Source organism: Burkholderia cepacia complex sp. TUM26381 (assembly GCF_057439935.1).
Map to the genome: position 1 here is coordinate 3,212,551 of NZ_CM172007.1, position 24,849 is coordinate 3,237,399.

Sequence of the window (24,849 nt, forward strand, 5' to 3'; positions counted from 1 at the left end):
GTTGGCCAGGCGGCCGCCGCCGGGTACCGTTCGAAGGCCTGCCGGCGCCGCCATCGTGCGCGATGCCGGGCAGGCCGACCGTGATCCGCGAGACACCTGCGCACCCGGGCCGAGCGCACCGGTTCTACCGCTCGTTCCCCGCCCTGCCCGATCCATCCCGCCTCAACGCCATGGCCGAATACTTCGACGTCGATCATGCGCGCGCAATTGCCGCGCTCGACGCCCGCTTCACTGCCCGCACCGAGTGGCCGACCTGGCTGCTGGTCGCCGTGATCTACGGCGGCTGGCTCGCCGTGCTGCTGCTCGTGCGCGACGGGCACCTGTCGCTCGCGGCCGCGACGCCGCTGCTGATCCTGCTCGGCGCATGGCACATGTCGCTGCAGCACGAACTGCTGCACGGACATCCGACACGCTCTGCCCTCGTGAACAAGCTGCTCGGCTATCCGCCGCTGACGGTCTGGTATCCGTACACGCTGTATCGCGACACGCACCTCGACCATCATCGCGACGAAGACCTGACCGTGCCGGGCGTCGATCCCGAAACGAACTACGTGACGCGCGAACGCTGGGCGCGGCTGCCGCGCTGGCGCCGGGCGCTCACGGTCGCGCGCAAGACTTTCATCGGACGAATCGTCGTCGGGCCGCCACTCTCCGTCGTGGCGACGGTCGCCGATGCGCTCGCCGCGTTCCGGCGCGGCGACTTCCGTTATCTGCCGATGTGGGCGACGCATGCCGCCTGCGTGGCCGCGCTGCTCGCGTGGCTGCAATGGGCGATCGGCGTGCCGTGGTGGTACTACCTGCTGGCCGTCACGTGGCCCGCGCTGTCGCTCGCGATGATCCGCTCGCTGTACGAGCACCGCGCCGCGCGGCATCCGAAGGCGCGCATCACGATCAACGAGGCCGGCTTCGCGATGCGGCTGCTGTACCTGAACAACAACTACCACCTGGTTCATCACGACCTGCCGAAGCTGCCGTGGTACGACCTGCCGCGCGCGTACCGGATGCGACGCGACGCGTATGCGCGGAAATGCGGCGGCTTCGTGATCCGCGGCGGCTATCGCGCGTTGCTCGCGCGCCATGCGTGGACGCCGACCGATCCGCCCGTGCATCCGTTCGACGAAGGCACGGCATCGCTGTCGACCGGAAGCGGGGTGAAGGTAGCGGTGGTCGACAAGGTGCTGCAGATCAGTACGTGACGCCCGGCGGGGCCATCGATCCGCCCGCATCGGCGCAAATCCTTACGAAACGCCGACAACGCCAAGCTTCGCCGGCGAATTGCCAATTGCGCCGGCAATGTCCAGAATGACGGCTCATCCGGGGCTTCCAACAATCATTCGCCCCGGCTCTGCCTCACGGCCGCGCGCCGCACTCCCCGACGACGATGCAACCCAACTCCCCGCCCGGCGCGATCCGCACGATCGGCAACGACTGGTCCGTTTCCGCGATCACCGCAGGCTTTCTCGCGGTCCTGATTTCCTACGCGGGCCCGCTCGCGATCTTCTTCCAGGCGTCGCAGGCCGCGCACGTATCCAACGAAATGGTGTCGTCGTGGGTCTGGGCGATCTCGATCGGCGCGGGCGTATCGGGCCTGTTCGCGAGCTGGAAGATGAAGGTGCCGATCATCACCGCGTGGTCGGCGCCCGGCACCGCGCTGCTCGTCGGCCTGTTTCCGCAACTGACGCTCAACCAGGCCGTCGGCGCGTACATCACCGCTGCACTCATCATCCTGGTGATCGGCGTGACCGGCTATTTCGACCGGCTCGTGCGCCACATTCCGCGCGGCATCGCGTGCGGGATGATGGCCGGCATCCTGCTGCCGTTCGGCATGCATGCGTTCTCCGCCGCGTCGGATCAGCCCGTGCTCGCATTCGGCATGATCGAGGCCTACGTGATCTTCAGGCGCCTGCTGCCGCGCTACAGCATCGTGCTCGTGCTGCTGACGGGCGCCGCGCTCGCGACGCTGCTCGGGATGACGCATCTGGGCAACGTGTCGCCGAGCATCGCGCGGCCGATCTTCATCGCGCCCGAATGGACGCTCGGCACGACGCTCAGCCTCGCGCTGCCGCTCGTCGTCGTGAGCCTCACCGGCCAGTTCCTGCCGGGGATGACGATCCTGCGCGTGTCCGGCTATCACACACCCGCGCGCCCGATCATCACCGCGACCAGCGTGATGTCGCTCGCGGTCGCGTGCTTCGGCGGGATCACGATCGTCGTTGCCGCGATCACCGCGGCGCTCTGCACCGGCAAGGACGCGCACGAGGATCCGGACCGGCGCTACATCGCCGGCCTCGCGAACGGCGCGTTCTACCTGATCGGCGGGCTGTTCGCGGGCACGATCGTCACGGTGTTCTTCGCGTTGCCGAAGGCATTCGTCGCGATCCTCGCGGGGCTCGCGCTGATCGGTGCGATCAGCGCGAACGTGCACGGGATCTTCGACGACGAGAACCACCGCGAAGCGTCGGTGATCACGTTCCTCGCAACCGCGTCGGGGATGACGTGGCTCGGGCTCGGCTCCGCGTTCTGGGGGATCGTGATCGGGTCGCTGTCGTATGCGGTGCTGAACAAGGTGCGGCGCGCGGCGTGATGCGCGCCGCGCGGCCGCTTCGGTCAGCGCGCGTGCTGGCGCACCAGTTGCGCAAGCGCGTCCGCCGGCGACGTCGTCCCGTAAGCGCGCTCCGACGCGCCTGCCTCGACGTCGATCTGCCCGGCGTTGTGCACGTCGTACAGATCGACGATCAGTTGCGCATGGCGTTCGCTGAGCCCGGCGCGCAGCAGCGTCGCATTCCACGTGTCGCGCGGCAGCTCGTGCGCGACGATCGCGCGGCCGGCCGCCGCGCCGAGCGTATCCGCGATGGCCGTCACGCTCACCCGCCGCGGCCCTTCGACGCTGACGATGCGCGGCCCGCTGCCGCCTTCCGGTGCATCCAGCAGCAGCCGCGCCGCGACGACGCCCACATCGGGCGCCCACACCGTCGGAAAGACCTTGCCGACCGGATGGTGGAAGCTCGGCAGCACGCCGGCGCCCAGCGCGACCGGCAAGACGCGCGCCCAGTTCTGCAGATGCTCGGCCGACCGCAGCAACGTCAGTTGCGTCGGCATCGTCTTCAGCCGTTCCTCGAAATGATGAAACAGCCGGGTGATGCCGGTATTGCCATCGCGCTCCGCGCCGTAGTCCGACAGCGCGAGCAGCGCCGGCGGCGGGTTCGCGGCGAGCGCGGCGGTCGCCACGTCGATCGTCCGCGTCATCGTCGCGGCCGGATCCGGGTCGGCAACCGGCACCGGACACAGTATCTGCACGGCCTGCGCGCCGTCGATCGCCGCGGCGATCGCGTTCGGGTCCGTCAGTTCCGCGATCGCGACATCGCAGCCGAGTTGTACGAAGCGGTCACGATGACGTGCGTCGTGCAACACCGCGCGCACGGCATGGCCTGCGTTGCGCAAGGTCGTCACGGTCGACAGGCCGACGTTGCCTGATGCTCCAAAGATCACGAACACGGTTCGCTCCTGGGGGGATGAAGGTGCTGTGATTGTCGGGTTGCGCGGCCGGCGCGGCGCGCAGGGAGGGATGAATCGAGCAGGAAAGGATGACGTGATGCAAAGGTCCGCACGGATCGTGCCATCCGCCCGTCCAGCTATCGACGCGCAGGCTTCGCGCCGTCCTCGCCGTCATAAGCAAGCCGCAACCCGCCCCGCGCCCCCGACCGCGCAATCTCCGTCGGCGTCGCACCGAGCACGCGGTTCATCCAGTTCGCCATGTGGCTCTGGTGCGCAAACCCCGCTTCCAGCGCGATCTGGCTGATGCTGAGCCGGCCTTCGAGCAGCAGCGCCTTCGCGCGCTCCACCCGGCGCCGCACGACGTACTGGTGCACGGGCATCCCGAGCGTTTCGCGGAACAACACCTTGAAATGCGGCACGCTGATCGACACGAGCGCCGCGAGCTCGGCCAGCGTCATGCGCCGGTCGAGATTCGCTTCGACATAGTCGATTACGCGCGCGGCCGCTTTCGGCGCAAGCGTGCGCCGGCGTTCGCGGAACGCCGGCTGGCCGTCGACCAGCCGCGCGACGAGCGCCGTGCACAGACTTTCCGCATAGAGCGGATCCGACGCGTCTTCCGCTTCGAGTTCAGCGGCCATCGCCCATGCGATGTGCTGCAGGCGCGGATCGCGCACCTGCAGCCGGCGCCGGATCTGTGCCTGCGACGGCTTCAGCTCGAGCTGTTCGACCGTGCGCCGCACGAACGTGTCGCTGAGCGCGATGTGCAGGATCCGGCAGTCGGCGCTGTCGGTCCACTGGCCGGGCAGGCCGGCCGGAATCACGTCGACGTCGCCGTGCGCCTGGATGCGCGACACACGTTCGCCGTCACACACGCAATCCGCACGGACCGGCGAGCCGATATGCACGCCGATCCGGTGATGCTCGGCCGCCGGAATCCGGTACGTGCCCGCGCGGATCTCCAGCAGCGACGCGCCAAAGCCCTGCCAGCCCAGCCCGCGGCTGGAGCGCAGGCTGACCGGGACGCCGTTGTCCGTCGGCGCGGCAAGAATCGGATCGCTCATCGCTTGTCTCCACCAGATCGGGTGCCGAACGCGCATTGTGACGCGTTTCGAGCCGGCGTGCCGGGCCTGCGCGCCTGCCGCGACGTCGAGCAGAAAAAGATCATCCGTTTCTGCTCCGGATGATCCTTGCGTGCGCGCCGGCGGGCGCCGCGACGCTTACGATCGCCTCATCCGACACCTACGGAGCCCGTCATGCCCCATTCCTGCCCGCTGCGCGCGACTTCAATCGCGCTCGCGCCTTCCACCCCCACCCACCGCGCATCCGGCCCCGACGCCCGCCACGACCGGACTTCCGTCGCCGCGTGGTGCCTGCGCCGCATCGGCTGGTACCGGCTCGAACGGCTGCTGGCGTCGATTCCCGACAGCAACGACGACTTCGGGCTCGTCTGACCGGCCGGTCGACGTATCCACCTATTTGCGCCGCCGCTCGTGCGGCGCCACCGTCGCACCGTCGATCACCGGCGCGCCCTGCTTGATCAGGAAGTCGCGGAACAGCCCCGTCACCTGCGAGATCCGCCGGTCGGCGAGCGTGACCACATACCATTCGCGCTCGATCGGGTTGCCGGGGAACGGCAGTTGCCCGAGCAGTCCCGTACGCAGTTCGAGCGCACACGCGTGCAACGACAGAAACGCGATGCCGAGCCCAGCTTCGGCCATCTGCTTGATGGCCTCGTTGCTCGACAGTTCGGAGCCCACATGGAACCGGTAGCCCGCGTTCTTGAACAGGCTTTCGACGGTCGAGCGCGTGCCCGCGCCGCGTTCGCGCACGAGCAGGTGCGCGGATTCCAGATCCTTCAGCGCGACGCGTTTGCGCTGCATCAGCGGATGGCCGGGCGCCGCGACGAACACCATCGGATGCTTCGCGAACTCGACCGCATGCGTGCGCAGTTCCTTCGGCGCACTCCCCATCACCGCGAGATCGATTTCATGCGTTGCGAGCATGCGGATGATGTCGTCGCGGTTGCCGACCTTGAAATAGGTCTTCACGTGGGGGCGCGTCGCGGTGAATTTGACGAGCAGCGGCGGGATCAGGTACTCGGCCGTCGTGATCGCGCCGATCCGCAGCGTGCCGCCGAGGTCGCCCGTCAGCGCGGCCACTTCGTCGCCGGCCTCGCTCCACAGATGCAGGATCTCGCGCGCATAGCGCGCCACGATCTCGCCGGCCGCGGTCAGCTGCACGCCGCGCCCCACCCGCTGCAGCAACGCGGCGCCCACGGCCTCCTCGAGCAGGCGAACCTGCAGCGACACGGCCGGCTGCGTCAGGTTCAGCTCTTCGGCCGCGCGCGACACGCTGCCGAGCCGCGCGATCATGTCCAGCGCCTTCAGCTGCCGGAACGTCGCGGTCTTTCCTATAAGTGAATACATATGAGTCGCTTATAAACATTAAATTGTTCGAGTGGGTTCCAAACTATATCGTCGGTTCTTGAGCAATGTCATCCGAATCGTCATTCAGCGGGAGCCCAACATGGACAACACCACGCCCACCCTTGCAACGGACCGCGCACCGCGCCTGCCGCGCATCGTGATCGTCGGCGGCGGCGCCGGCGGCCTGCAGCTCGCCACGCGTCTCGGCGACACGATCGGACGTCGCGGCCAGGCCGACATCGTGCTCGTCGACCGCTATCCGACGCACTTCTGGAAGCCGCTGCTGCACGAAGCCGCATCGGGCCATCGCGATCCGGCGTCCCACACGATCGAATACGCGGCACAGGCGAAGCGCCACGGCTTCCGCTTCGTGCAGGGCGCGCTGCAGCAGGTCGACCGCGCGGCCCGCACCGCGACGATCGCGGCCGTGCACGACGCGGACGGCACCGAAATCCTGCCGCAACGCGAACTCGGTTATGACGACCTCGTGCTCGCGGTCGGCAGCGTGACGAACTTCTTCAACGTACCGGGTGCGGCTCGCCACGCACTGCCGCTCGAAAACCTCGACCAGGCCGAGGATTTCCGCCGCAAGTTCCTCGCGGCCTGCACGAAGGCGAATCACGTGGCCGAGCAGCAACCGGCGCGGCGCGCGGCGCCGATCTGCATCAACGTGATCGGCGCGGGCGCGACGGGCGTCGAGCTGGCCGCCGCGCTGCGGCACGCGGTCCAGCAACTGACGACGTACCGCTTCAAGGCACTGGTGTCGGCACGCGACGTGCACATCCGGCTGATCGAAGGCGGCCCGCGCATCCTGCCGGCACTCGACGAACGGCTGTCCGGCAAGATGCACGCGCAGCTGCGCGCGCTGAACGTCGACGTGCTGACCGATACGCGCGTGGCGGAAGTCGGCGCGGATGCCGTGACGACTGCAACCGGCGAACGGCTCGCGAGCGACATCACGATCTGGGCGGCCGGCGTGGCTGGCCCCGCGATGCTGCGCGACATCGGCGACATCGCGCTCAACCGCTCGAACCAGGTGATCGTGACCGGCACATTGCAGACGCCCGACGATCCGCACGTGTATGCGTTCGGCGACTGCGCCGCGTGCCCTTCGACCGGCGCGAGCGGATTCCTGCCGCCGCGTGCGCAGGTCGCGCACCAGCAGGCCGTGTATCTGGTCAACGCATTCGCGCGGCGCATCGCCGGCAAGCCGGTGGCCGGCTTCACGTTCCACGATGCGGGCACCGTCGTGTCGCTCGGGCAGGCGGGCGCCGTGTACCAGGCGGATATCGGCGTGCGGTCGCGCTCGCTGATCGTCGACGGGCTGGCGGCGATCGGGCTGTACAAGTTCCTGTATCGCAAGCACCTGTTCAGCGTGGTCGGCGTGAAGCGCGCGCTGTTCCAGTCGCTGAGCCACTGGCTGCAAAGCCGCAACCAGCCGTCGATCAAGCTGCACTGAGCGACGATTCGCACGCGGCATCGCATGACGGCATACCGGGCGGCCATCGCTCGATATGCCGTTTTTTTATATGCATATAACGGTTGCATCCACAACGTGCGCGAGTTTGGTGCATCACATCGAGGGCCGTCGATGCGACGCAATTCGCGCGGAACACCCCGCACGACACGCATCCCGCGCCCGCTCTGGCTCGCCACCCCATTCATTAGTCAAATCATATAGGTCTGATAAAAATATTAATTGGTCGCGTTTTCCGGATCGACGCTAAGGTGTGTGGCATTCCCGTCGGCGAACGGATCATCACGTCTCTGAAGAGGAATCACCGTGGTTATCGAAGCCATCGTCACCCGTCTCGACGCAGCATTCGCGCAGATCGAAGCAACACCGGATTCGCGGGAATCGCGCCATCAGCGCGACGCGATCATCCAGTGGCTCGACCGTGCATCGGAAGAAGGATATCGACTCGGTCTCGTCACGACGCTGCCGGCCGCACGGCTCAGCGACATGTTCGAAGGCCAGTTCGGCCGCGCGAACCTCGACCGCTTCTCGGTCGTCGTCACCGACGCCAATCAACAGGACTCCGGATCAAATCAGCATCCGTTCGAGATCGCGCTGCAGGCGCTCGGCGTGCCGCCCGAACGCGCGGTCGCCATCGCGAGCAGCGAACCGGAACGCCGCGAAGCCGAGCATTTTGGCCTGTCGCGCTGCGTAAACATCACCGACACCGTGCGCTCGATCGCATCGGCCGGCCTGCACTGAACGCCGGCACTCGGGCCGGCGGCGGCCGGCCAGCATCGATCCGGCGGCAATCCGACGGTTGCCCGACCGTATCCTGACATTCTGCTGTCAAAGTTGCTTGCAACACTTCCGGGCTTGACCGACCTCTCCCGGAGACGGGACGACGCGAACCCGCATCGTCCCGCCCGCTGCTCGCCACGATGACACGCCCGACCCGCACCGCCGCCGCCCTCGCGATTGCCTGCCTGATGCTCGCCGCCTGCGGCGGGGATGACTCGCCCCCGCCCGCCACGTCGGCCGACAACAGCGGCGCGACACCCGCACCGCAGCCGCAGCCCAAGCCGACACCGGCGCCCGCGACCTACTACCAGACGAAGACGCCGTATCGGCCACAGCAGGACGCCGCGACGTACGAAGCGCCGCCCGCCGGCTACGCGCCCGTCTATACCGGGCTCGTCGCGCGCCACGGCTCGCGCGGGCTGTCGGGCTTCAAGTACGACGGCGCGATCTACGCGATGCTGGTCAAGGCCGAGGCCGACGGCGCGCTGACCGCGCTCGGCACGCAGCTCAAGGCCGACACGTACGCGATGATGAAGGCCAATGCGCTGCTCGGTTATGGCGTGCAGGGCATCTCGACACCCGGGTACGGCAACCTCACGCAAACCGGGATCCGCGAACACCAGCAACTCGCCACGCGTCTCGCGCAGCGGCTGCCCGCGCTGTTTGCAGCGGGCAACCGGCAGGTCGTCGTGGTCAACTCGGGCCAGGATCGCGCGGTCGACAGCTCGACGTATTTCTCCGCGGCACTCGTCGCCGCGCAGCCGGCGCTGGCGCCGGCCATCACGCTGCCGGCTGCGCCGTCCGGCTATCCGGCGAACGCACCCGCCGTGCAACCGGCCGGCACCCACCGCTTCCTGCTGTACTTCCACTCGCTGAAGCCGGCCACCGATCTCGTCACCGATACGAGCGATCCGTACTACGCGACCTATCAGGCGAGCCAGACGTACCAGGCCTATGCGAACGACACGACGGTGGCCGCGAAGCTGAAGGCGATCAAGGCTGCGCCGCAGGCGGCCGACGTCGCGCAGACGGTGTTGTCCGCGCTCGTGTCGCCGGCGTTCATCGCGAAGCTCGGCACCGACGGCTACACGTTCGCGAACACGGGGACCTTTGCGTTCACGTCGACGGACGGCAAGTTCACCAACACGCTGAAGGGCGACGGCAAGACGAAAATCGCGACGGCCGTCGATGCGGCCAACGTACTGTACAACCTGCTGCAGGTCGCGCCCGCGATGACGGCGGAGACCGGTGGCGTCACGTTGGAGAAATACATCGGCGCGGAGCAGGCGCAGTATCTTGCATACCTGCAGGATGCCGAAGATTACTACCAGAAGGGGCCCGGTATCCAGGAGGCGAACCCCGTGACGTACCGGATGGCGAAGGTGCTGCAGGACGATTTCTTCGGCGAAGTCGACGCGATCGCGCGCGGCGACCTGACACGCGCTGCGAAGCTGCGCTTCACGCATGCGGAGATCGTGATTCCGTTCGCATCGATCATGAACCTGAAGAACGTGTTCGTGCCGACGCCGCAGGCGCAGACCTACACGTATGCGAACAATCCGTGGCGCGGTGACCAGGTGTCGCCGATGGCCGCGAACATGCAGTGGGATGTCTACCGCAACGGATCGCGGCTCATCGTGAAGATGCTGTACAACGAGCGCGAGACGGATTTCCAGGCCGCGTGCGACGGCGCGAAGATCGCGCCGGGCAGCCACTTCTACGACTACGCCGGGTTGAAGCAGTGTTACGGGTATCGGTGACGCGCAGGTGAAGCGCGGTGCGGGTCACGCGAGCCGCACCGCCGCATGCCCGTCCGCCACCTGCGGCTCGAGCAGCATCACCTCGATCCGCTCCTTGCCCTTCCCGGTGTTCTTCCGCTTGAGCGTCAGCATCCCGATCTCGCCGGTCGTCGCCGGATGCGTGCCGCCGCACGCCATCGTCGCAAAGCCGTCGACCGTCCAGAACCGGCGCTGCGCATCGACATCGCTGAAGTCGGTCACGATGCGCAGGTCGCGCTTCGACAGGTCGGCCGCGGCCGATTCGATCTCCGGAAACAACGGCGACAGGCTCGTGTCGCTCGCGAAGTCGATGCGCGCCTTGTCCTGCGCGATATGCGCGCCGATGCGCTCGATACCGGGCCTGAGCCGGTAGACCAGTTGCAACACCATTTCGGCCGCGAAGTGCAGGCGCATCAACCGGTACCGGCGCGCCCAGTCGATGCGCCAGGCCGCATGATCTCCGATCCGCAGTGCGTGGTCACGCGGGAGCGTATAGACGATGTCGAGGCCCCGCTTCTCGGCCTGGATGACCGGATAGTCGCCCAGCGCCCCCGCGTCGCTTTCCTGCCCGCCCGAAAACGCGAAAAAGATGGTCGCGTCCACCTGCACGCGATCGCCGTCGACGTGCGTGACGACGGTATCCAGCGTGGTCCGGTAGGGATCGTCCCAGAATACTTTCCTTGTCATCGCCCGCCACGCCTTCCGCCGAAGAAAACACCGAGCCTAGCCCGGGCGCGTCCCGGTGGCTTGTACGATCTTGCGCCCGGATGCGGCAGCCTCTTCCACGGAGGCGGCGTGCGGAATCGCCACGTCCGCCTCCTCCCCCTTCCGCTCGACGCTCCACGTATGGATCGGCCGATGCCCCGGCCGCTCCCACTCGGGCGGCATCCACAGATGTTTCAATCGCTGCAGCACCGGCCCGGGTGCGCACACGTCGCGCCACATGTCGACGAACTCGTGCACGTTCAGAACCAGGAAGTTGTACGAAATAATCTGTTGCGTGATCCCGTAGTCGACCGGTTCCGTTTCCTCCACGTACGTGCCGAACATGCGATCGAAAATGATCAGCACGCCGCCGTAGTTCCTGTCGATATAACGCGGATTACGGCCATGATGCGCGCGATGGTTCGACGGCGTGTCGAACACGTACTCGAACCAGCGCGGCAGCCGCCCGACCGCTTCGGTATGCACGAAGTACTGGTACGCGAGATCGACCGCGAGCAGGAACAGCACGACGGCGGGCGGGATGCCGAGCCACACCGGCGGCAGGTAGAACACGAACACGCCGACGAACGCGTTCAACAGCGACTGCCGCATCGCGGTCGTGAAGTTCATCACTTCGCCGCTGTGATGCGGCACGTGCGCGGCCCAGAACCAGCGTACGCGGTGCGACGTGCGATGAAACCAGTAATAGCAGAACTCCACGAGGACGAAGATCGGCACGATCGTGAAGCCGTTCACCGGCACGTCGAACAGCCGGTGCCGGTAGACCCACGCAAAGATCGCGCCCGTGAACAGCAGCCCCATCACGGTCTCGGCCACCTGATAGCCGGCACCGAGCGACAGGTTCGCGACGATCTCCTTCCAGCGAAACGGCTCGCGGCGGCCGCGCCCGGTCATCACCGCGTATTCGATCGCGAACGCGACCAGGAACACCGGCGTCATGCCGATCAGCAGCACCTGCTTCCAGTCCACGTCGTTACCCAGGAACGCATGGAGCCACGTCATCAATTCGGTCGGCATGTCGGCAGCCTCGATCGGGAACTGCCGGGCAGTATGGTCGCGCACGGGTCGCCCCGCGTTGACACTTGCCGACGATTACTTGACACTTTCCGCCATGCCCGCCGCCTCCCCGCTCTCGACCCAGCGCGTCTACTATTCGAGCACCTACGTACGGCTGCTGTTCGACTATCTGTCCGCGCAGGGCCAGGATGCGGCGCACGTGCTCGGCGAGGCGCGGCCGCCCGAGGACGACCGCGGGCTGACGCTGTATGCGAGCGCGCACTGGCGAAGCCTGCTCGAACGCGCGGTCCGCGCGCTCGACGATCCGCTGCTCGGCCTGCATGTCGGCCAGCGGATCACGCCCGCGCATCTCGGCGCGCTCGGCTATGCGCTGCATGCGTGCCGCGACGCCGGCGCCGCGCTCGCGCGCTGGCAGCAATACGAACACCTGATCGCGAACGTCGCGCGCATGGAAGTGCGCGTCGAGGCGGCATCGGTCGCGATCGAATGGCACGATGCGCCCGAACCGCTCGGCCCGCTCGTCGACGAAGTGGCGCTGACCGCGATCGTCCAGTTTGCACGGAACATCACCGGCACACGCAACGGGCCCGACGAAGTCTGCTTCGTGCACCCGTCACCCGGCGACGAACAACCATATCTCGACTACTTCGGCTGCCCGGTGCGCTTCGGCCAGCCGGTGAACCGGCTCGCGTTCCCGTTGCGCCTGCTCACGCAGCCGTTGCAACAGCCGGACGACGCGCTGCGGCAGATGATGGAACGCCAGGCGAGCGCGCTGCTCGCCGAGCTGCGGCAGACCGATGACCTGGAACAGTCGGTGCGCGAAGCCGTCGCGCGCCTGCTGACGCAGGGCGAAGCGAGCATCGAGCAGATCGCGTCGGATCTGCATGTGTCGTCGCGCACGCTGCATCGCCGGCTGGCCGACCTCGGGCTGAACTTCCGGATCCTGCGCGAGGACACGCGGCGGCGGCTCGCGATCGACCACCTGAACGATCCGCGGCTGACGCTGGCGGAAGTCGCCTGGCTGCTCGGCTATTCGGAGCACAGCGCGTTTACGCGGGCATTTCGGCGCTGGACCGGGGAATCGCCGCAGCAGTGGCGCAACCGGCAGCCGGTGCGGGCGGCCAGCGTCGCGCGCGGCTGAGCGGCTGAGCGGACGAACGCGCGACGCGGCCGCGCCGCCGCCGAACTCGCGTGCGCCCGCACGGTCGAACGAGCATCGCCGGAGAATCTTCATGAAACGCGTTGCCATTGCCGCTGTCCTGACCCTGCTCGCCGCCGTCAGCGTGCCGGCCATCGCCGGTGCGCCGGTTCCGGCTCAAACGCATGGGAAAAATTGCGTGCCGTCGCGGGACGCCGCGCAGCCCGCCGGCGCGCCATCGAAGGCCCCGCCGATCCGCGTATGCGTCGGCGATTCCGATACGCAACTGAACCTGCCGTGGTTCGTGACCGACGTCCTCACCGCAGTGGATACGCATCAATCACCCGGCGACCTGTTGCACAAGATGCGCAACGATTTCTGAATCGCGGCCGACGCCACGCGCCGGCACTGCATCGCTTATCCCTTGTCAGGCCACGTCGGGCCGCTTCAGCACCTCGATGAACGTGCCGACGATGCCGGCCCACATCGCGGGGTCGGCAATGCGCGCCAGCAGCCCCCGCAGTTCCTGTCGTTCTCCTTTCGACAGCACGCCGTCCTCGCCGCTGATCGTGTCGTAGCGCGGCGTACCGCGCGACACGAGCGCGCGATCGAGCGAATAGTTGCGGACCTGCCCGTCCACCGAAATCCGGATCCACAGCGAGCCGCCGTCCGCGGCGGCTGCGCCATCGGTCACGATGACCGTGGGCGCGGGTTTGTCTTCCATCATCGCGACGCTCCGGCATGATGTGCGGCCGTCCCGCGGCGACCGTCCGTGCGCCGGCGGCAGGCCATCGAACACGGCGTCGCTCGTGGAAATGTTTCTTTTTGAGACACAATCACAAAACTGCACCAATTTTTAGACAACAATATTTCGTAATACCTCGGCTCATCTTATACTTGCCGCGCACCATCCTCGTGCCAAGAGACGGTGTTTTTTGTCCCGGCTGCACCCTCGTGCGGCCGGGGCTTTTTTCGGTACGCTGCGCCGATATACATGCTTGATGAACGCATGTTATTGAGGAATGCTGCCAGATGAAGGACCGATCGCGAGCAGGCTGCCGCCATGCCCGCCGCGCCGGCCGGATCGACCGGCGTCCCGAATCCGGCGCGCGAGCCGCACGGCCCGAACCAGGCATGCGGCATGCGCGCCGTTTGCGCGTCGACCGGTTCGACTTGCCACGCCATGCGTACAACACCAAAGGCAACCGCGGGAATGTCGGCGCTCACGCCAGGCTCGAAGCCAGTTTTCTACCGCAGCGGCGCGTGGCCGCGTGTTGTCTTTTTCGTCGCCGTCATCGTTTGCGTGCTCGTGCCCGCATTCGCCATCGCACTGGCCGATCGCTACGCACGCGAGGCCGTCACCACACATGAGCGCGTCGTTGCGAACGACATCGCGGCGTCGGTGGACCGCATCCTGGACAGTGCTCGCCTGCGACATGCGGACGAACTGACCGCACTCGTCGGACGGCCCTGCTCGACGGTGTTCCGGACGCTGGCCGAAGTGGGTACTCGCCTGCGCTACCTGCGCGCGGTCGCGCTGGTACACAACGGCCGCGTCACCTGCTCGTCGGCGCTCGGTGCGATCGACCTCCCGCTCGACGCGTATACACGCGAGCCCGCACCGGGATCGATGGCCGTCACGCTGCTGCGCCAGACGCCGTTTCAGCGCGGCATTCCGGTGGTGTCCATGTTCCGGGCCACCGCGAGCGGCGCAGGCATCCTGTACCTGATCGAGGGCGACTACGTGGCCGACGCGCTCGCGCACGGCGCGGGCAACGGCGCGAAAGCCGCCACGCTGTCGATCGCGGGCTCGGGCCGTCTCGATCAGCACGGCAAGTTCGCGCCGGAAGCGGACGCGGCCCCCGCAGGCGGCAGCACGATCGCGTCGCACCGCTGGCCATTCACGGTGTCGGTCACGGCATCGGCGCGCTACGCCTCACAGGTCCGGCGCCACTACCGGCTGATCTGCGCGACGATCGTGCTGCTGGCGGACGGCCTCGTGATGGCCGCCTACCTGCTGGCGATGGCGCCGCGGCGGCTGTTGTTGAAAGCCGTGCGCCAGGCGCTCAGGCGCAACGAATTCCATGTCGTGTACCAGCCGATCGTCGACGTGCAGACGCGCAGGACGGTCGGCGTCGAGGCGCTGCTGCGCTGGCACCATCCGAAGTGGGGGGCCATCAGCCCGGCCGTGTTCATCCCGCAGGTGGAATCGAGCGCGGTGCTGCCGAAGATCACCGATTTCGTACTGAGCACGGCCGTGTCCGAACTGACCGCGCTGACGCCGTCCGTGCCGCTGCGCATCGCCGTGAACGTTGCGCCAAAGGATCTCGAGCGCGCGAAGTTCGTCTCCATCGTCGAGGAAGCGATCCACGCGCTGCCGCCCGGCTTTACGCTGGTGCTCGAAATCACCGAGCGCATCCTGCTCGAGAAGAACGCGCGAACCACCGAGATCTTCCAGGCGCTGCGGTCGAAGGGCGCGAAGTTCGCGATCGACGATTTCGGCACCCATCACAGCAATCTCGACATGCTGTCGCGCTTTCCGTTCGACTACGTGAAGATCGATCGCCAGTTCGTCGCGCAACTGAACGACGGCGGCGCGGGGCTGATCGAGGGGATCGCGGCCGTCGCGCATCATTACGACCTGAAGATCATCGCGGAAGGCGTGGAGACAGAAGCGCAGCACCGCGCGCTGCATGCGGTCGGGATCCAGTATGCGCAGGGCTACCTGTATCAGCGGCCGCTGCGCGCGGCGCACCTGCAGCGCGACTTCGCGTGGGCGTCGGCATAGGGGCGTTGCCGCCGGCGGCTACTGCGCGCCGTACTGCCCGTCGAGGTGCACGCGGCCCTGCTCGACCCAGCCCTCGAAGTCGTCGCCGGTCTTGCCGTTCACGTACATGATGTTGTACCAGCGCCCGTGCGGCTTGTAGACGGTCACCGAATCGCCGGGGACGATGAAGGTCCGCTTCGTCATGCACTGTGCGTCAGGCGCCGAGTAGAAGTACGCGCGCCCCGCGCCGACGACCCTGCCGGACGCCGGCGGCCGGAAGTTGTCGTCCGGGCCGCTCGCGGCCGCGTTGAGCTGCCCGCAATCCACCGCGCTTTTTGCCTGCGCGCCGTTCGCCGCCAGGCTCGCGCCGAGCACCAGCATCGCGATGCCCATGCGCATCGTCATTTTCATCTGCATGATCCGTTCTTTACGTCGTCGTGGTTTTTCATTCTGCCGGCTCGCGACCGGCACGCGCTCAATCGTGCGCGACCGTTGCGGGCTCGACGCCGGCCACAGCCGGACGATGGCCGAGCCGCGCGGAAATCGCCTGCCCGGCTTCCGTCAGCAGTGCGACGTAATGCGCCTTCGTGTCCGCACCGCAACGCATCGTCGGAAACGACAGCGACAGCCCCGCGATCACGCGATCGAAACGGTCGAACACGGGCACCGCGAGACACAGCAGGCCGTCTTCCTGCTCTTCGTTGTCCTCGCCGTAGCCCTGCTGCTGCACGCGCGGCAGGATGCTCATCACCGCATCCGCCGACGCCAGCGTCTTCGCGGTCGACTTCCGGAACTCGACGCCCGCCAGCACCGCACGCGCCTCGCCGGGCGACATCCACGCGAGCAGCACCTTGCCGATCGCCGTGCTGTAGAGCGGATTGCGCCGGCCGATCCGCGACTGCATGCGCAGCCCGTAGTCGGCGTCGATCTTGTGGATGTAGATGATCGCGTCCTCGTCGAACGCGCCGAGATGCACGGCTTCGCGCGTCAGTTGCCCGATGCGGCGCATCTCGAGATCGGCCTCGCGCACGAGGTCCACGCTCTCCAGCGCCTTGCTGCCGAGTTCGAACAGACGGATCGTCAACCGGTAGCGGTCGGTCTCGCCTTCCTGCGCGACATAGCCGAGCGCCTTGAGCGTCTGCAGGAAGCGATGCACGGTCGTCTTCGACATGCCGAGCTGATGCGACAGTTCGCTGATGCCGATTTCGCGGCGATCGCCGAGCGCCGCGAGGATCGTGAAGACCTTGCCGACGGCCGCGACCGAATCGGCCTTCTCCGCGCCGCCTGCCGACGACGCGTCGGCCTCCGGCTGGCCGGCCCCCGGATGGCCGGCCCCCGGACGGCCGGCCCCTGCCTCCGGGTTCGCCTGATCGCGCTTGCGCTGCCTGGGCGTTGCTGTCATGTCCGTGAATCCGTAAGTGCGAATCGGGAGAGCATAACGCGTCCGCCGTGCGGCGCGCTCAGCGCGCGAGCCACCCGCCGTCGACGGCGAGCGTGTGACCGTGCACGTAGTCCGACGCACGCGACGCAAGAAACACGGCCGCGCCCGCGAGATCGTCGGGCACGCCCCAGCGGCCGGCCGGAATGCGGCCGAGGATTTCGTCGCTGCGCCGGCTGTCCTCGCGCAGCTGTGCGGTATTGTCGGTTTCCATGTAGCCGGGCGCGATCGCGTTCACGTTGATCCCGCGCGCGGCCCATTCGTTCGCGAGCAGGCGCGTGAGGCCCAGCACGCCGCTCTTCGACGCCGTGTACGACGGCACGCGGATGCCGCCCTGGAACGACAGCATCGACGCGACGTTCACGATCTTGCCGCCGCGCCCCTGCCGCACCATCTGCCGCGCGACGGCCTGCGACAGGAAGAACACGCTTTTCAGGTTCACGTCGATCACGGCGTCCCAGTCGGCTTCGGTGAATTCGAGTGCATCGCAACGGCGGATCATGCCCGCGTTGTTGACGAGGATGTCGACATGACCGAACGCATCGACCGCACCGCCGACGATCCGCTCGACCGGTTCGAGCGTCGACAAATCGGCGCGCACGTCGACGAAACGCCGACCAGCCGCTGCGACACGCGCCGATGTCTCGGCAGGCGCCGAACGGTTCGCGCCGACGATGTCGCACCCGGCCGACGCGAGCGCGACGGCCATCGCCGCGCCGAGCCCCGTGTTGCAGCCGGTGACGATCGCGACCTTGCCGGTCAGGTCGAACAGGCCGGCGAGCGCGCTGCGCGCGTCGGGGGAAGGAAGATCGGGCGTATCGCGTTTCATGGTGTCAGCGCAGGTCGGCAACCGCGAGGTGATCCATGTCCTTGAACACCTGGTTCTCGCCGGCCATCCCCCAGATGAACGTGTACGCCTGCGTGCCGACGCCCGAATGGATCGACCAGCTCGGCGAGATCACCGCCTGCTCGTTGTGCACGACGACGTGGCGCGTTTCCTGCGGCTCGCCGAGCATGTGGAACACGGCCGCGTCGTCGGCGAGGTTGAAGTAGAAATACACCTCCATCCGGCGCTCGTGCGTATGGCACGGCATCGTGTTCCACAGGCTGCCGGGCTCGAGTTTCGTCATCCCCATCGACAACTGGCAGGTGGGCAGCACGTCGGGCACGATGAACTTGTAGATCGTGCGGCGATTGCTCGTGGCCGCATCGCCGAGCGTTTCGGGCGACGCCTGCGCGAGCGTGATGGTGCGCGTCGGATAGGCCGTGTGCGCGGGCGCGCAGTTCAGGTAGAACTTCGCGGGATGCACGCGATCGTCGCTGCCGAACACGACACCCTGCCCGCCTTGCCCGATGTAGATCGCCTCCTCGGTGCCGACCGCGTGACGCTGCCCGCAGACCTCGACCCAGCCGGGCCCGCCGATATTGATCGCGCCCAGTTCGCGCCGCTCCAGCAGATGGCTCACGCCCATCGCCGCGCCGAGCGACGCAGGCACCTCGACCGGCCGCGTGGCCGGCCACGCGCCGCCGACGACGATCCGGTCGATATGGCTGTAGGTGAGCGACAGCGCGTCCGGCGCGAACACGTTCTCCACCAGGAAATGCCGGCGCAGGCCGGCCGTATCGAGCGTCTTCGCGTGTTCGCTGTGTATGCCCTGCCGCACTTCCATGCCGGTTCTCCGTGAGGAATGAATAGGCCGCCGGCCCCCGTTTCGACGGCGGTCATACGATGAATTGAAGCACAGATTCCACAAATACGGAACGCCGATCCGAAATTTGAGTACCGTGCTATCGGCGCATATTTCCGATAATTATCATAGATTTATGCCGATGCGGGTATACGACTATCCATCCAAATAACAAAAACGGACCGTCGTTCCGAATCATGTTCTATAGTCAGTCAGCAGACATCATTCGACAACGGGACGCATCGACGTCCACGGAGGAGACGTGAAGCTGAAACAGGCTATCGACCGCATTCCGGGCGGGCTCATGCTGGTCCCGATGCTGCTCGGCGCGTGCGTGCATACGTTCGCGCCGAACGCCGGGAAGTATTTCGGCTCGTTCACCAACGGCCTGATCGCGGGCACGGTGCCGATCCTCGCCGTCTGGTTCTTCTGCATGGGCGCGACGATCAACCTGCGCGCGACCGGTGTCGTGCTGCGCAAATCGGGCACGCTGCTCGCGACGAAGATCGTGGTCGCGTGGCTCGCGACCGTGATCGCCGCGCAGTTCATCCCCGACGACGGCATCCGCACGGGCCTCTTCGCGGGCCTGTCGCTGCTCGCGATCACGACGTCGATGGACATGACCAACGGCGGCCTCTATGCGGCCGTCATGCAGCAGTACGGCAGCAAGGAAGAAGCCGGCGCGTTCGTGCTGATGTCGGTCGAATCGGGGCCGCTCGTCAGCATGCTGATCCTCGGCGCGGCCGGTGTCGCCGTGTTCGAGACGCGGCTCTTCGTCGGCGCGGTGCTGCCGTTCCTGATCGGCTTCACGCTCGGCAACCTCGATGAAGATTTGCGCGAGCTGTTCGGACGCTGCGTGCATCCGCTGATCCCGTTCTTCGGCTTCGCGCTCGGCAACGGCATCGATCTGAACGTGATCGCGAAGAGCGGGCTGCCGGGCATTGCGCTCGGGCTCGCGGTAATCGTCGTGACGGGTGTGCCGCTGATTCTGGCGGACAAGTGGCTTGGCGGCGGCAACGGCACTGCCGGGCTTGCCGCGTCGTCGACGGCCGGCGCCGCGGTCGCGAACCCGGCGATCATCGGCGAGATGATTCCGAAGTTCAAGCCGATGGTGCCGGCCGCGACGGCGATCGTCGCGACGGCTTGCCTCGTGACGGCGATTCTCGTGCCGATTTTGACGGCGATGTGGGCGAAGCGGGCGGCTAGATTGTCAGGAGTGCCGGTGAGGGTCGCGGAAAGGGCCACGCGTGGTGGGGCGATCGAGCATGAGGGGCATGTTTGAGGGGGCCGGGATCTGCAGTCTTCCGGGGATCCGCCGGCGTGCCGTACGCCGGCGAATCGCCTCCATCCGCCTTTGGCTTCTACGACGACGACATTCCCCGAGACGTTTCGACGGTGTCGCGGCCCACGGGAGCGTAGAACACGCGGAACCACACCCAGTAGGCCACAAAGGCTCCGCCGAGAACAACGCTCGCCAGTGTTTGCTCCTCTCCGGTCGCACTCTCACGAATCCGGACCTTGATGCGCATCTGCCGCGCCGCACTTCAGTCGAAAGTACGCACAACGGCCGACGCCTTGGTCGCTATCAGCCAGCGGCCCTCCACCTTGTGCATGACGAAGTGATCGTTGAACAGCCTGTTGCCGATCCGCACCCGCACCGTCGCCGTTGAAAGGCCGTCCGAGACATTCTCCATCGAGAGGATCGCCTCGTCCCTTGGCGCGCCGGTCGATCGAGGGCTCGGCCTTCCGTTGATGAGCGCCGCATACTCCTGCGACGACAGGGTGCGCAACCGGCCTTCATCCAGCCACTGAATCAGGCAGCTCGGGTGAAAGACCGTGTTGAAGTCGCGGCTCTTCGGCTCATAAGCCAAATTGAAGTAGTCGTCGATCAACGCGACGACGGCCTGGGTCTGGGTCATGGCTGGCTTTCCTCGGTAGTGAACGGCTCGTATAGTGAGCGATCGTCCCCGCCATCGGCTACGGCGACCCGGTTATCGCTGCCATTACAGGAACACATGGATCATGGAAGACCTCGATGGAGGACTGGTCAGCGGCTTGCTTGTCCTGGCAGCGCTGGCCGAATCGGGCAGCTTCGGTCGTGCCGCCGCTCGCCTGGGCAAGACTCAGCCTGCAGTCAGTCGCGCCATCCAGCGACTGGAGGACCGCCTGCGCGCGAAGCTCGTGCATCGCACCAGCCGCCACGTCGAAGTGACGGACGCGGGCCATGAGCTGTTATCGAAGGTGCTGCCGCTACTCCAGGGCATCGAAGCGGCGACCGTCGATGCCTCCGGCCAGACCTCGGTCGTCAACGGAACGCTCCGTGTGGCGTGCGATGCCGTGTTCGCCCGCCTCGTGCTGGCGCCGGAGCTGGCCCAGTTCATGAAGGATCACCCCGCGCTTCACCTGAAGCTGGAGACCCGGAACGACCTCTCGGACCTGGTCAGCGACGGATTCGATCTCGCCATCCGGTTTGGACCGCCATCCATTTCAACCTTGGTCTGTCGCAGGCTCTACAGTCCGCGGGTGCTGACCGTGGCCGCGCCGTCCTATCTGGACCAGCGCGGCCGGCCGGGGTCGCCGCAGGATCTGGTCGATGATGACCATGAATGCATCCTGGCCATCGATCCGGCTACCGGCAGGCCTTTCGACTGGGAGTTCTGGCGGGACGACGAAAAAGTGAAAGTGGCCGTAAAAGGCAACCTGACCGTCACGGATGCGGGAACCAAAATCGGCGCCTGCCTTGCAGGCTTCGGGATCACTCAGGTGATCGACCTCGGCATCGACACGCACCTGCGTGCGGGCACGCTGGAGCCGATTCTGACGGACTGGCGCGACGAGACGTTCCCGCTCTATGTCTACTATCCCAGTCGAAACCACGTTCCGGCCAAGGTAAGAGCGTTCATCGACTTCGTCGTCGGCATGATGCCCAGGCTGCAGTCGAAGGGCTATGGCGCCAGCCAGCGGCCGCCATCCGCCGAGCTCGAAACGCTGCGTCGCGAGTAGCCTTCTTCTTGCCGTCGCACGCCTGCCGCCGACCGCTTTGAGCAACCGCGACACCAGTCGGCACGCACAGGATCGCGCATCGCCCGACGGCTTCCTGCCACCTGTTGCCACGCGCACCCCGTCGGCACGACCGCCATTCAAGCGCTAAAATCCGCCGCCTGAGCATCCACGACGAGCAAGCGTTTTGACGGCGTTCGAGCAGGGCTTCATCCTTACCCGCCACTGGCGGGACACCGCATCCGGCATCGAGATCGAGTTCTGGCTGGCAACCGAACACGGTCCGCGCCGCGTGCGCTTGCGCCCGCAGGAAGCCGTCGCGTTCATCCCCGCCGAACAGCAGGCGCTCGCCGAACGCACGCTGGCCGGCGAGCACGACGCCGAGTTGCGCCCGCTCGCGCTGCGCGACTTCCGGCAGCGCCCCGTCGTCGGCCTCTATTGCAAGCGCTATCGCCACCTGTCCGGGCTCCAGAAGCGGCTCGCCGCGGCCGGTGTCGACGTCTACGAAGCCGACGTGCAGCCGCCCGACCGCTACGCGATGGAGCGCTTCATCACGGCCTCCGTGCAGTTTCGCGGCCAGCCCGGCCGCGGCGGCACGCTGAGCGGCGGCGAGCTGAAACCCGCCAACGACTACCGCCCGACGCTGCGCTGCGTGTCGCTCGACATCGAAACCAGCGTCCACGGCGAGCTGTATTCGATCGCGCTCGAAGGCTGCGGGCAACGGCAGGTCTACATGCTCGGCCCGCCGAACGGCGACGCAAGCGGCGCTGCAGCCACGCTGGACTTCAACCTCGACTACTGCGACAGCCGGCCCGCGATGCTCACGCGGCTCAACGACTGGTTCGACGCACACGATCCCGACGCGGTGATCGGCTGGAACCTCGTGCAGTTCGACCTGCGCATCCTGCATGCCCATTCCGAGCAATACGGCATCCCGCTCAAGCTCGGCCGGGGCGGCAGCGTGCTCGACTGGCGCGCGCACGGGCAGCAGCCCGACCACTTCTTCGCGGGCGCGGCCGGCCGGCTGATCCTCGACGGCATCGACATGCTGAAATCCGCGACGTGGACCTTCCCGTCGTTCAGCCTCGAATACGTGTCGCAGTCGCTGCTCGGCGAAGGCAAGTCGATCGACAACCCGTACCAGCGGATGGACGAGATCCAGCGCCGCTTCGATCACGACAAGCCCGCGCTCGCGCGCTACAACCTGAAGGACTGCGAGCTCGTCACGCGCATCTTCGGCAAGGCCGACCTGCTGTCCTTCGCGCTCGAACGCGCGAGCGTCACGGGCCTCGCGGCCGATCGCACCGGCGGCTCGGTTGCGGCGTTCACGCACCTGTACCTGCCGCGCATGCACCGGCTCGGCTATGTCGCGCCGAACCTCGGCGACGTGACGGGACAGAACAGCCCCGGCGGCTTCGTGATGGATTCCCGCCCCGGCCTGTACGACTCGGTGCTCGTGTTCGACTACAAGAGCCTCTACCCGTCGATCATCCGCACGTTCCTGATCGATCCGGTCGGCCTGATCGAAGGGCTCGCGAACCCCGGCGACGATGCATCGGTGCCCGGTTTTCTCGGCGCGCGCTTCTCGCGAACCGCGCACTGCTTGCCCGATATCGTGCGCCGCGTGTGGGAAGGCCGCGACGACGCGAAGCGGCAGCGCAATGCGCCGCTGTCGCAGGCGCTGAAGATCATCATGAATTCGTTCTACGGCGTGCTCGGCTCGACGGGCTGCCGCTTCTTCGACCCGCGCCTCGCGTCGTCGATCACGATGCGCGGCCACGAGATCATGCACCGCACGCGCGAGCTGATCGAAGCTCAGGGTTACGAAGTGATTTACGGCGATACCGATTCGACGTTCGTGTGGCTCGGCCGCACGCATGACGACGACGAAGCCGGCGCGAAGGGCCGCGCGCTCGTCGAGCACGTGAACCGCTGGTGGCACGCGCACCTGCGCGACCACTTCGGGCTCGAGAGCGCGCTGGAACTGCAATACGAGCGGCATTACCGCCGCTTCCTGATGCCGACCGTGCGCGGCGCGGAAGAGGGCAGCAAGAAGCGCTACGCGGGCCTCGCGGCCGCGGCCGGCGGCGGCGAGGATCTCGTCTTCAAGGGGCTCGAAACGGTGCGCACCGACTGGACGCCGCTCGCGCAGCAGTTCCAGCGCGAGCTGTACCGGCGCGTGTTCCGGCGCGAGCCGTACCAGGACTTCATCCGCGACTACGTGCAGCGCACGCTGTCCGGCGAATTCGACGACCAGCTCGTCTACCGCAAGCGCGTGCGCCGGCCGCTGCGCGAATACGAACGCAACGTGCCGCCGCACGTGCGTGCGGCGCGGATCGCCGACGAGTTCAACCTCGCGCAGGGGCGGCCGCTGCAGTATCAGCGCGGCGGCTGGATCAGCTACGTGATGACGACGGCCGGCCCCGAGCCGCTCGAAACGATGCGCTCGCCGATCGACTATGCGTTCTATCTGAGCCGCCAGCTGCAGCCGGTCGCCGATGCGATCCTGCCGTTCCTGCGGGACGATTTCGAACGCGTGATCTCCGGGCAGGGCCAGTTGTTCGGCGACTGACGCAACGGCGCCGCCCGGCCCACTCTTGCTCGTTCTGTAACACAGCTGGCACGGATTCCGCATTTATCCGGGCGGTCCGGGTTCCTAAACTTGTGTCGTCGGTTCAGCCAGCCAAACGCGCGCCGGACCGTAACGAAACCGTCTGAGGAAACCGTGAAATCCGTCATCGTCACCATCGCCACCGTCGCCGCTACCGCCACCGTTCTCCTCGCCGCACCGTCCGCGTCGTACGCACAGGCGTCGCACTCGACGCTCACGCGCGCCCAGGTGCGCCAGGAACTGCTCGATCTCGAATCGGTCGGCTACGTGCCGATCGCCGCCGACGGCGACAACTATCCCGGTGACATCGTTGCCGCGCAGGAGCGGCTGGCGGCCAAGCGCCTCGCCGAACGCAAGACCGCCGAAGCGGCCTACGGGTCGAACGGCGCGCCGGGCGCGGAGTCCGGCTTGCCGGCCGTTGCGACGGTGAAGCCGTAACGCGCCGCCGGTCGCTGCGGAGGATAGCGCCCTTCCGTGCCGCCCCGCAGCCCATCCGGCTAAAATACCG

The 24,849-nt window shown here is 67.0% G+C and carries 25 protein-coding genes; 13 read left to right on the forward strand and 12 right to left on the reverse strand.

Annotated features, from left to right (window positions below; genetic code table 11):
• Positions 1–170 precede the first annotated feature (170 nt).
• Positions 171–1,196, forward strand: a complete 1,026-nt coding sequence (locus tag ACWMMN_RS31220; RefSeq protein WP_174992588.1) for a fatty acid desaturase — start codon at positions 171–173, stop codon at positions 1,194–1,196.
• A 185-nt stretch (positions 1,197–1,381) separates the two neighbouring features.
• Positions 1,382–2,584, forward strand: a complete 1,203-nt coding sequence (locus tag ACWMMN_RS31225) for a benzoate/H(+) symporter BenE family transporter (RefSeq protein WP_486423618.1) — start codon at positions 1,382–1,384, stop codon at positions 2,582–2,584.
• A 23-nt stretch (positions 2,585–2,607) separates the two neighbouring features.
• Here ACWMMN_RS31225 and ACWMMN_RS31230 read toward each other — a convergent pair whose 3' ends face one another.
• Both ACWMMN_RS31230 and ACWMMN_RS31235 read right to left on the reverse strand, forming a co-directional pair.
• A complete protein-coding gene (locus ACWMMN_RS31230) occupies positions 2,608–3,495 on the reverse strand; it encodes an NAD(P)H-binding protein (RefSeq protein ID WP_486423619.1) in 888 nt (295 codons plus the stop codon).
• Between the two features lie 137 nt (positions 3,496–3,632).
• Positions 3,633–4,556, reverse strand: a complete 924-nt coding sequence (locus ACWMMN_RS31235) for an AraC family transcriptional regulator (RefSeq protein ID WP_174992585.1) — start codon at positions 4,554–4,556, stop codon at positions 3,633–3,635.
• A 192-nt stretch (positions 4,557–4,748) separates the two neighbouring features.
• Between ACWMMN_RS31235 and ACWMMN_RS31240 the strand changes: the two genes are divergently transcribed.
• Entirely contained in the window at positions 4,749–4,946 is a 198-nt protein-coding gene (locus ACWMMN_RS31240) for a hypothetical protein (protein WP_174992584.1), read from the forward strand.
• 21 nt (positions 4,947–4,967) lie between these two features.
• Here the strand turns inward: ACWMMN_RS31240 and ACWMMN_RS31245 are convergent, their stop codons facing one another.
• Entirely contained in the window at positions 4,968–5,921 is a 954-nt protein-coding gene (locus ACWMMN_RS31245; RefSeq protein WP_059237937.1) for a LysR family transcriptional regulator, read from the reverse strand.
• A gap of 100 nt (positions 5,922–6,021) precedes the next feature.
• On the opposite strand from ACWMMN_RS31245, the gene ACWMMN_RS31250 reads away from it, so the two are divergent.
• From ACWMMN_RS31250 to ACWMMN_RS31260, 3 genes are all read left to right on the forward strand, one after another.
• Positions 6,022–7,380: an NAD(P)/FAD-dependent oxidoreductase gene (locus ACWMMN_RS31250; RefSeq protein ID WP_174992583.1), complete on the forward strand. Its 1,359-nt coding sequence runs from the start codon at positions 6,022–6,024 to the stop codon at positions 7,378–7,380.
• 324 nt (positions 7,381–7,704) lie between these two features.
• Entirely contained in the window at positions 7,705–8,139 is a 435-nt protein-coding gene (locus tag ACWMMN_RS31255; protein WP_059237939.1) for an HAD family hydrolase, read from the forward strand.
• A gap of 179 nt (positions 8,140–8,318) precedes the next feature.
• Positions 8,319–9,938 (forward strand): histidine-type phosphatase, encoded by a 1,620-nt coding sequence (locus ACWMMN_RS31260; protein WP_486423620.1) that lies wholly within the window; start codon positions 8,319–8,321, stop codon positions 9,936–9,938.
• 24 nt (positions 9,939–9,962) lie between these two features.
• On the opposite strand, the gene ACWMMN_RS31265 is transcribed toward ACWMMN_RS31260, so the two are convergent.
• Positions 9,963–10,643 carry an alanyl-tRNA editing protein gene (locus tag ACWMMN_RS31265; protein ID WP_486423621.1) on the reverse strand — a complete coding sequence of 227 codons (681 nt, stop codon included), beginning with the start codon at positions 10,641–10,643 and terminating at the stop codon, positions 9,963–9,965.
• A gap of 36 nt (positions 10,644–10,679) precedes the next feature.
• The gene (locus ACWMMN_RS31270; protein ID WP_486424113.1) at positions 10,680–11,699 is read right to left on the reverse strand and encodes a sterol desaturase family protein; all 1,020 of its coding nucleotides are present in this window, start codon (positions 11,697–11,699) and stop codon (positions 10,680–10,682) included.
• A 94-nt stretch (positions 11,700–11,793) separates the two neighbouring features.
• On the opposite strand from ACWMMN_RS31270, the gene ACWMMN_RS31275 reads away from it, so the two are divergent.
• On the forward strand, positions 11,794–12,840 hold the full coding sequence (locus tag ACWMMN_RS31275) for an AraC family transcriptional regulator (protein WP_059237943.1): 1,047 nt from the start codon (positions 11,794–11,796) through the stop codon (positions 12,838–12,840).
• A 91-nt stretch (positions 12,841–12,931) separates the two neighbouring features.
• Entirely contained in the window at positions 12,932–13,219 is a 288-nt protein-coding gene (locus tag ACWMMN_RS31280; protein WP_059237945.1) for a hypothetical protein, read from the forward strand.
• Positions 13,220–13,264: 45 nt separating this feature from the next.
• Here ACWMMN_RS31280 and ACWMMN_RS31285 read toward each other — a convergent pair whose 3' ends face one another.
• Both ACWMMN_RS31285 and ACWMMN_RS31290 read right to left on the reverse strand, forming a co-directional pair.
• Positions 13,265–13,561, reverse strand: a complete 297-nt coding sequence (locus tag ACWMMN_RS31285) for a hypothetical protein (protein WP_059240850.1) — start codon at positions 13,559–13,561, stop codon at positions 13,265–13,267.
• 167 nt (positions 13,562–13,728) lie between these two features.
• Complete coding sequence (locus ACWMMN_RS31290; protein WP_174992543.1) at positions 13,729–14,064, reverse strand: hypothetical protein; 336 nt, start codon at positions 14,062–14,064, stop codon at positions 13,729–13,731.
• Between ACWMMN_RS31290 and ACWMMN_RS31295 the strand changes: the two genes are divergently transcribed.
• Positions 14,021–15,625: an EAL domain-containing protein gene (locus tag ACWMMN_RS31295; protein ID WP_486423622.1), complete on the forward strand. Its 1,605-nt coding sequence runs from the start codon at positions 14,021–14,023 to the stop codon at positions 15,623–15,625. The genes ACWMMN_RS31290 and ACWMMN_RS31295 overlap by 44 nt on opposite strands.
• Positions 15,626–15,643: 18 nt before the next feature.
• On the opposite strand, the gene ACWMMN_RS31300 is transcribed toward ACWMMN_RS31295, so the two are convergent.
• From ACWMMN_RS31300 to kduI, 4 genes are all read right to left on the reverse strand, one after another.
• Complete coding sequence (locus ACWMMN_RS31300) at positions 15,644–16,015, reverse strand: SH3 domain-containing protein (RefSeq protein WP_059240852.1); 372 nt, start codon at positions 16,013–16,015, stop codon at positions 15,644–15,646.
• Between the two features lie 64 nt (positions 16,016–16,079).
• Positions 16,080–17,006 carry a DNA-binding transcriptional regulator KdgR gene (kdgR, locus tag ACWMMN_RS31305; protein ID WP_342705589.1) on the reverse strand — a complete coding sequence of 309 codons (927 nt, stop codon included), beginning with the start codon at positions 17,004–17,006 and terminating at the stop codon, positions 16,080–16,082.
• A 58-nt stretch (positions 17,007–17,064) separates the two neighbouring features.
• On the reverse strand, positions 17,065–17,871 hold the full coding sequence (gene kduD, locus ACWMMN_RS31310) for a 2-dehydro-3-deoxy-D-gluconate 5-dehydrogenase KduD (protein ID WP_486423623.1): 807 nt from the start codon (positions 17,869–17,871) through the stop codon (positions 17,065–17,067).
• Between the two features lie 4 nt (positions 17,872–17,875).
• Positions 17,876–18,712, reverse strand: coding sequence for a 5-dehydro-4-deoxy-D-glucuronate isomerase (gene kduI, locus ACWMMN_RS31315; protein ID WP_486423624.1), 837 nt, complete (start codon positions 18,710–18,712; stop codon positions 17,876–17,878).
• 280 nt (positions 18,713–18,992) lie between these two features.
• On the opposite strand from kduI, the gene kdgT reads away from it, so the two are divergent.
• Positions 18,993–20,012, forward strand: a complete 1,020-nt coding sequence (gene kdgT / locus ACWMMN_RS31320) for a 2-keto-3-deoxygluconate transporter (protein ID WP_486423625.1) — start codon at positions 18,993–18,995, stop codon at positions 20,010–20,012.
• Positions 20,013–20,274: 262 nt separating this feature from the next.
• On the opposite strand, the gene ACWMMN_RS31325 is transcribed toward kdgT, so the two are convergent.
• Complete coding sequence (locus ACWMMN_RS31325) at positions 20,275–20,649, reverse strand: nuclear transport factor 2 family protein (RefSeq protein ID WP_059237954.1); 375 nt, start codon at positions 20,647–20,649, stop codon at positions 20,275–20,277.
• Between the two features lie 103 nt (positions 20,650–20,752).
• On the opposite strand from ACWMMN_RS31325, the gene ACWMMN_RS31330 reads away from it, so the two are divergent.
• The 3 genes from ACWMMN_RS31330 to ACWMMN_RS31340 all read left to right on the forward strand — a co-directional run bounded on the left by ACWMMN_RS31330 (position 20,753) and on the right by ACWMMN_RS31340 (position 24,779).
• Positions 20,753–21,733 (forward strand): LysR family transcriptional regulator, encoded by a 981-nt coding sequence (locus tag ACWMMN_RS31330; RefSeq protein ID WP_486423626.1) that lies wholly within the window; start codon positions 20,753–20,755, stop codon positions 21,731–21,733.
• 184 nt (positions 21,734–21,917) lie between these two features.
• On the forward strand, positions 21,918–24,302 hold the full coding sequence (locus ACWMMN_RS31335; protein WP_486423627.1) for a DNA polymerase II: 2,385 nt from the start codon (positions 21,918–21,920) through the stop codon (positions 24,300–24,302).
• Between the two features lie 153 nt (positions 24,303–24,455).
• Positions 24,456–24,779 carry a DUF4148 domain-containing protein gene (locus tag ACWMMN_RS31340; protein WP_059237961.1) on the forward strand — a complete coding sequence of 108 codons (324 nt, stop codon included), beginning with the start codon at positions 24,456–24,458 and terminating at the stop codon, positions 24,777–24,779.
• Positions 24,780–24,849 lie beyond the last annotated feature (70 nt).

Excerpts from the sequence above, each read along its gene's own strand:
- ACWMMN_RS31220 (WP_174992588.1), top strand. The coding sequence starts at position 171 with ATGGCCGAATACTTCGACGTCGATCATGCGCGCGCAATTGCCGCGCTC.
- ACWMMN_RS31225 (WP_486423618.1), top strand. The coding sequence starts at position 1,382 with ATGCAACCCAACTCCCCGCCCGGCGCGATCCGCACGATCGGCAACGAC.
- ACWMMN_RS31235 (WP_174992585.1), bottom strand. The coding sequence starts at position 4,556 with ATGAGCGATCCGATTCTTGCCGCGCCGACGGACAACGGCGTCCCGGTC.
- ACWMMN_RS31240 (WP_174992584.1), top strand. The coding sequence starts at position 4,749 with ATGCCCCATTCCTGCCCGCTGCGCGCGACTTCAATCGCGCTCGCGCCT.
- ACWMMN_RS31245 (WP_059237937.1), bottom strand. The coding sequence starts at position 5,921 with ATGTATTCACTTATAGGAAAGACCGCGACGTTCCGGCAGCTGAAGGCG.
- ACWMMN_RS31250 (WP_174992583.1), top strand. The coding sequence starts at position 6,022 with ATGGACAACACCACGCCCACCCTTGCAACGGACCGCGCACCGCGCCTG.
- ACWMMN_RS31260 (WP_486423620.1), top strand. The coding sequence starts at position 8,319 with ATGACACGCCCGACCCGCACCGCCGCCGCCCTCGCGATTGCCTGCCTG.
- ACWMMN_RS31265 (WP_486423621.1), bottom strand. The coding sequence starts at position 10,643 with ATGACAAGGAAAGTATTCTGGGACGATCCCTACCGGACCACGCTGGAT.
- ACWMMN_RS31270 (WP_486424113.1), bottom strand. The coding sequence starts at position 11,699 with ATGCCGACCGAATTGATGACGTGGCTCCATGCGTTCCTGGGTAACGAC.
- ACWMMN_RS31275 (WP_059237943.1), top strand. The coding sequence starts at position 11,794 with ATGCCCGCCGCCTCCCCGCTCTCGACCCAGCGCGTCTACTATTCGAGC.
- ACWMMN_RS31280 (WP_059237945.1), top strand. The coding sequence starts at position 12,932 with ATGAAACGCGTTGCCATTGCCGCTGTCCTGACCCTGCTCGCCGCCGTC.
- ACWMMN_RS31285 (WP_059240850.1), bottom strand. The coding sequence starts at position 13,561 with ATGGAAGACAAACCCGCGCCCACGGTCATCGTGACCGATGGCGCAGCC.
- ACWMMN_RS31295 (WP_486423622.1), top strand. The coding sequence starts at position 14,021 with ATGCGTACAACACCAAAGGCAACCGCGGGAATGTCGGCGCTCACGCCA.
- ACWMMN_RS31300 (WP_059240852.1), bottom strand. The coding sequence starts at position 16,015 with ATGAAAATGACGATGCGCATGGGCATCGCGATGCTGGTGCTCGGCGCG.
- kdgR (WP_342705589.1), bottom strand. The coding sequence starts at position 17,006 with ATGACAGCAACGCCCAGGCAGCGCAAGCGCGATCAGGCGAACCCGGAG.
- kduD (WP_486423623.1), bottom strand. The coding sequence starts at position 17,871 with ATGAAACGCGATACGCCCGATCTTCCTTCCCCCGACGCGCGCAGCGCG.
- kduI (WP_486423624.1), bottom strand. The coding sequence starts at position 18,712 with ATGGAAGTGCGGCAGGGCATACACAGCGAACACGCGAAGACGCTCGAT.
- ACWMMN_RS31325 (WP_059237954.1), bottom strand. The coding sequence starts at position 20,649 with ATGACCCAGACCCAGGCCGTCGTCGCGTTGATCGACGACTACTTCAAT.
- ACWMMN_RS31330 (WP_486423626.1), top strand. The coding sequence starts at position 20,753 with ATGGAAGACCTCGATGGAGGACTGGTCAGCGGCTTGCTTGTCCTGGCA.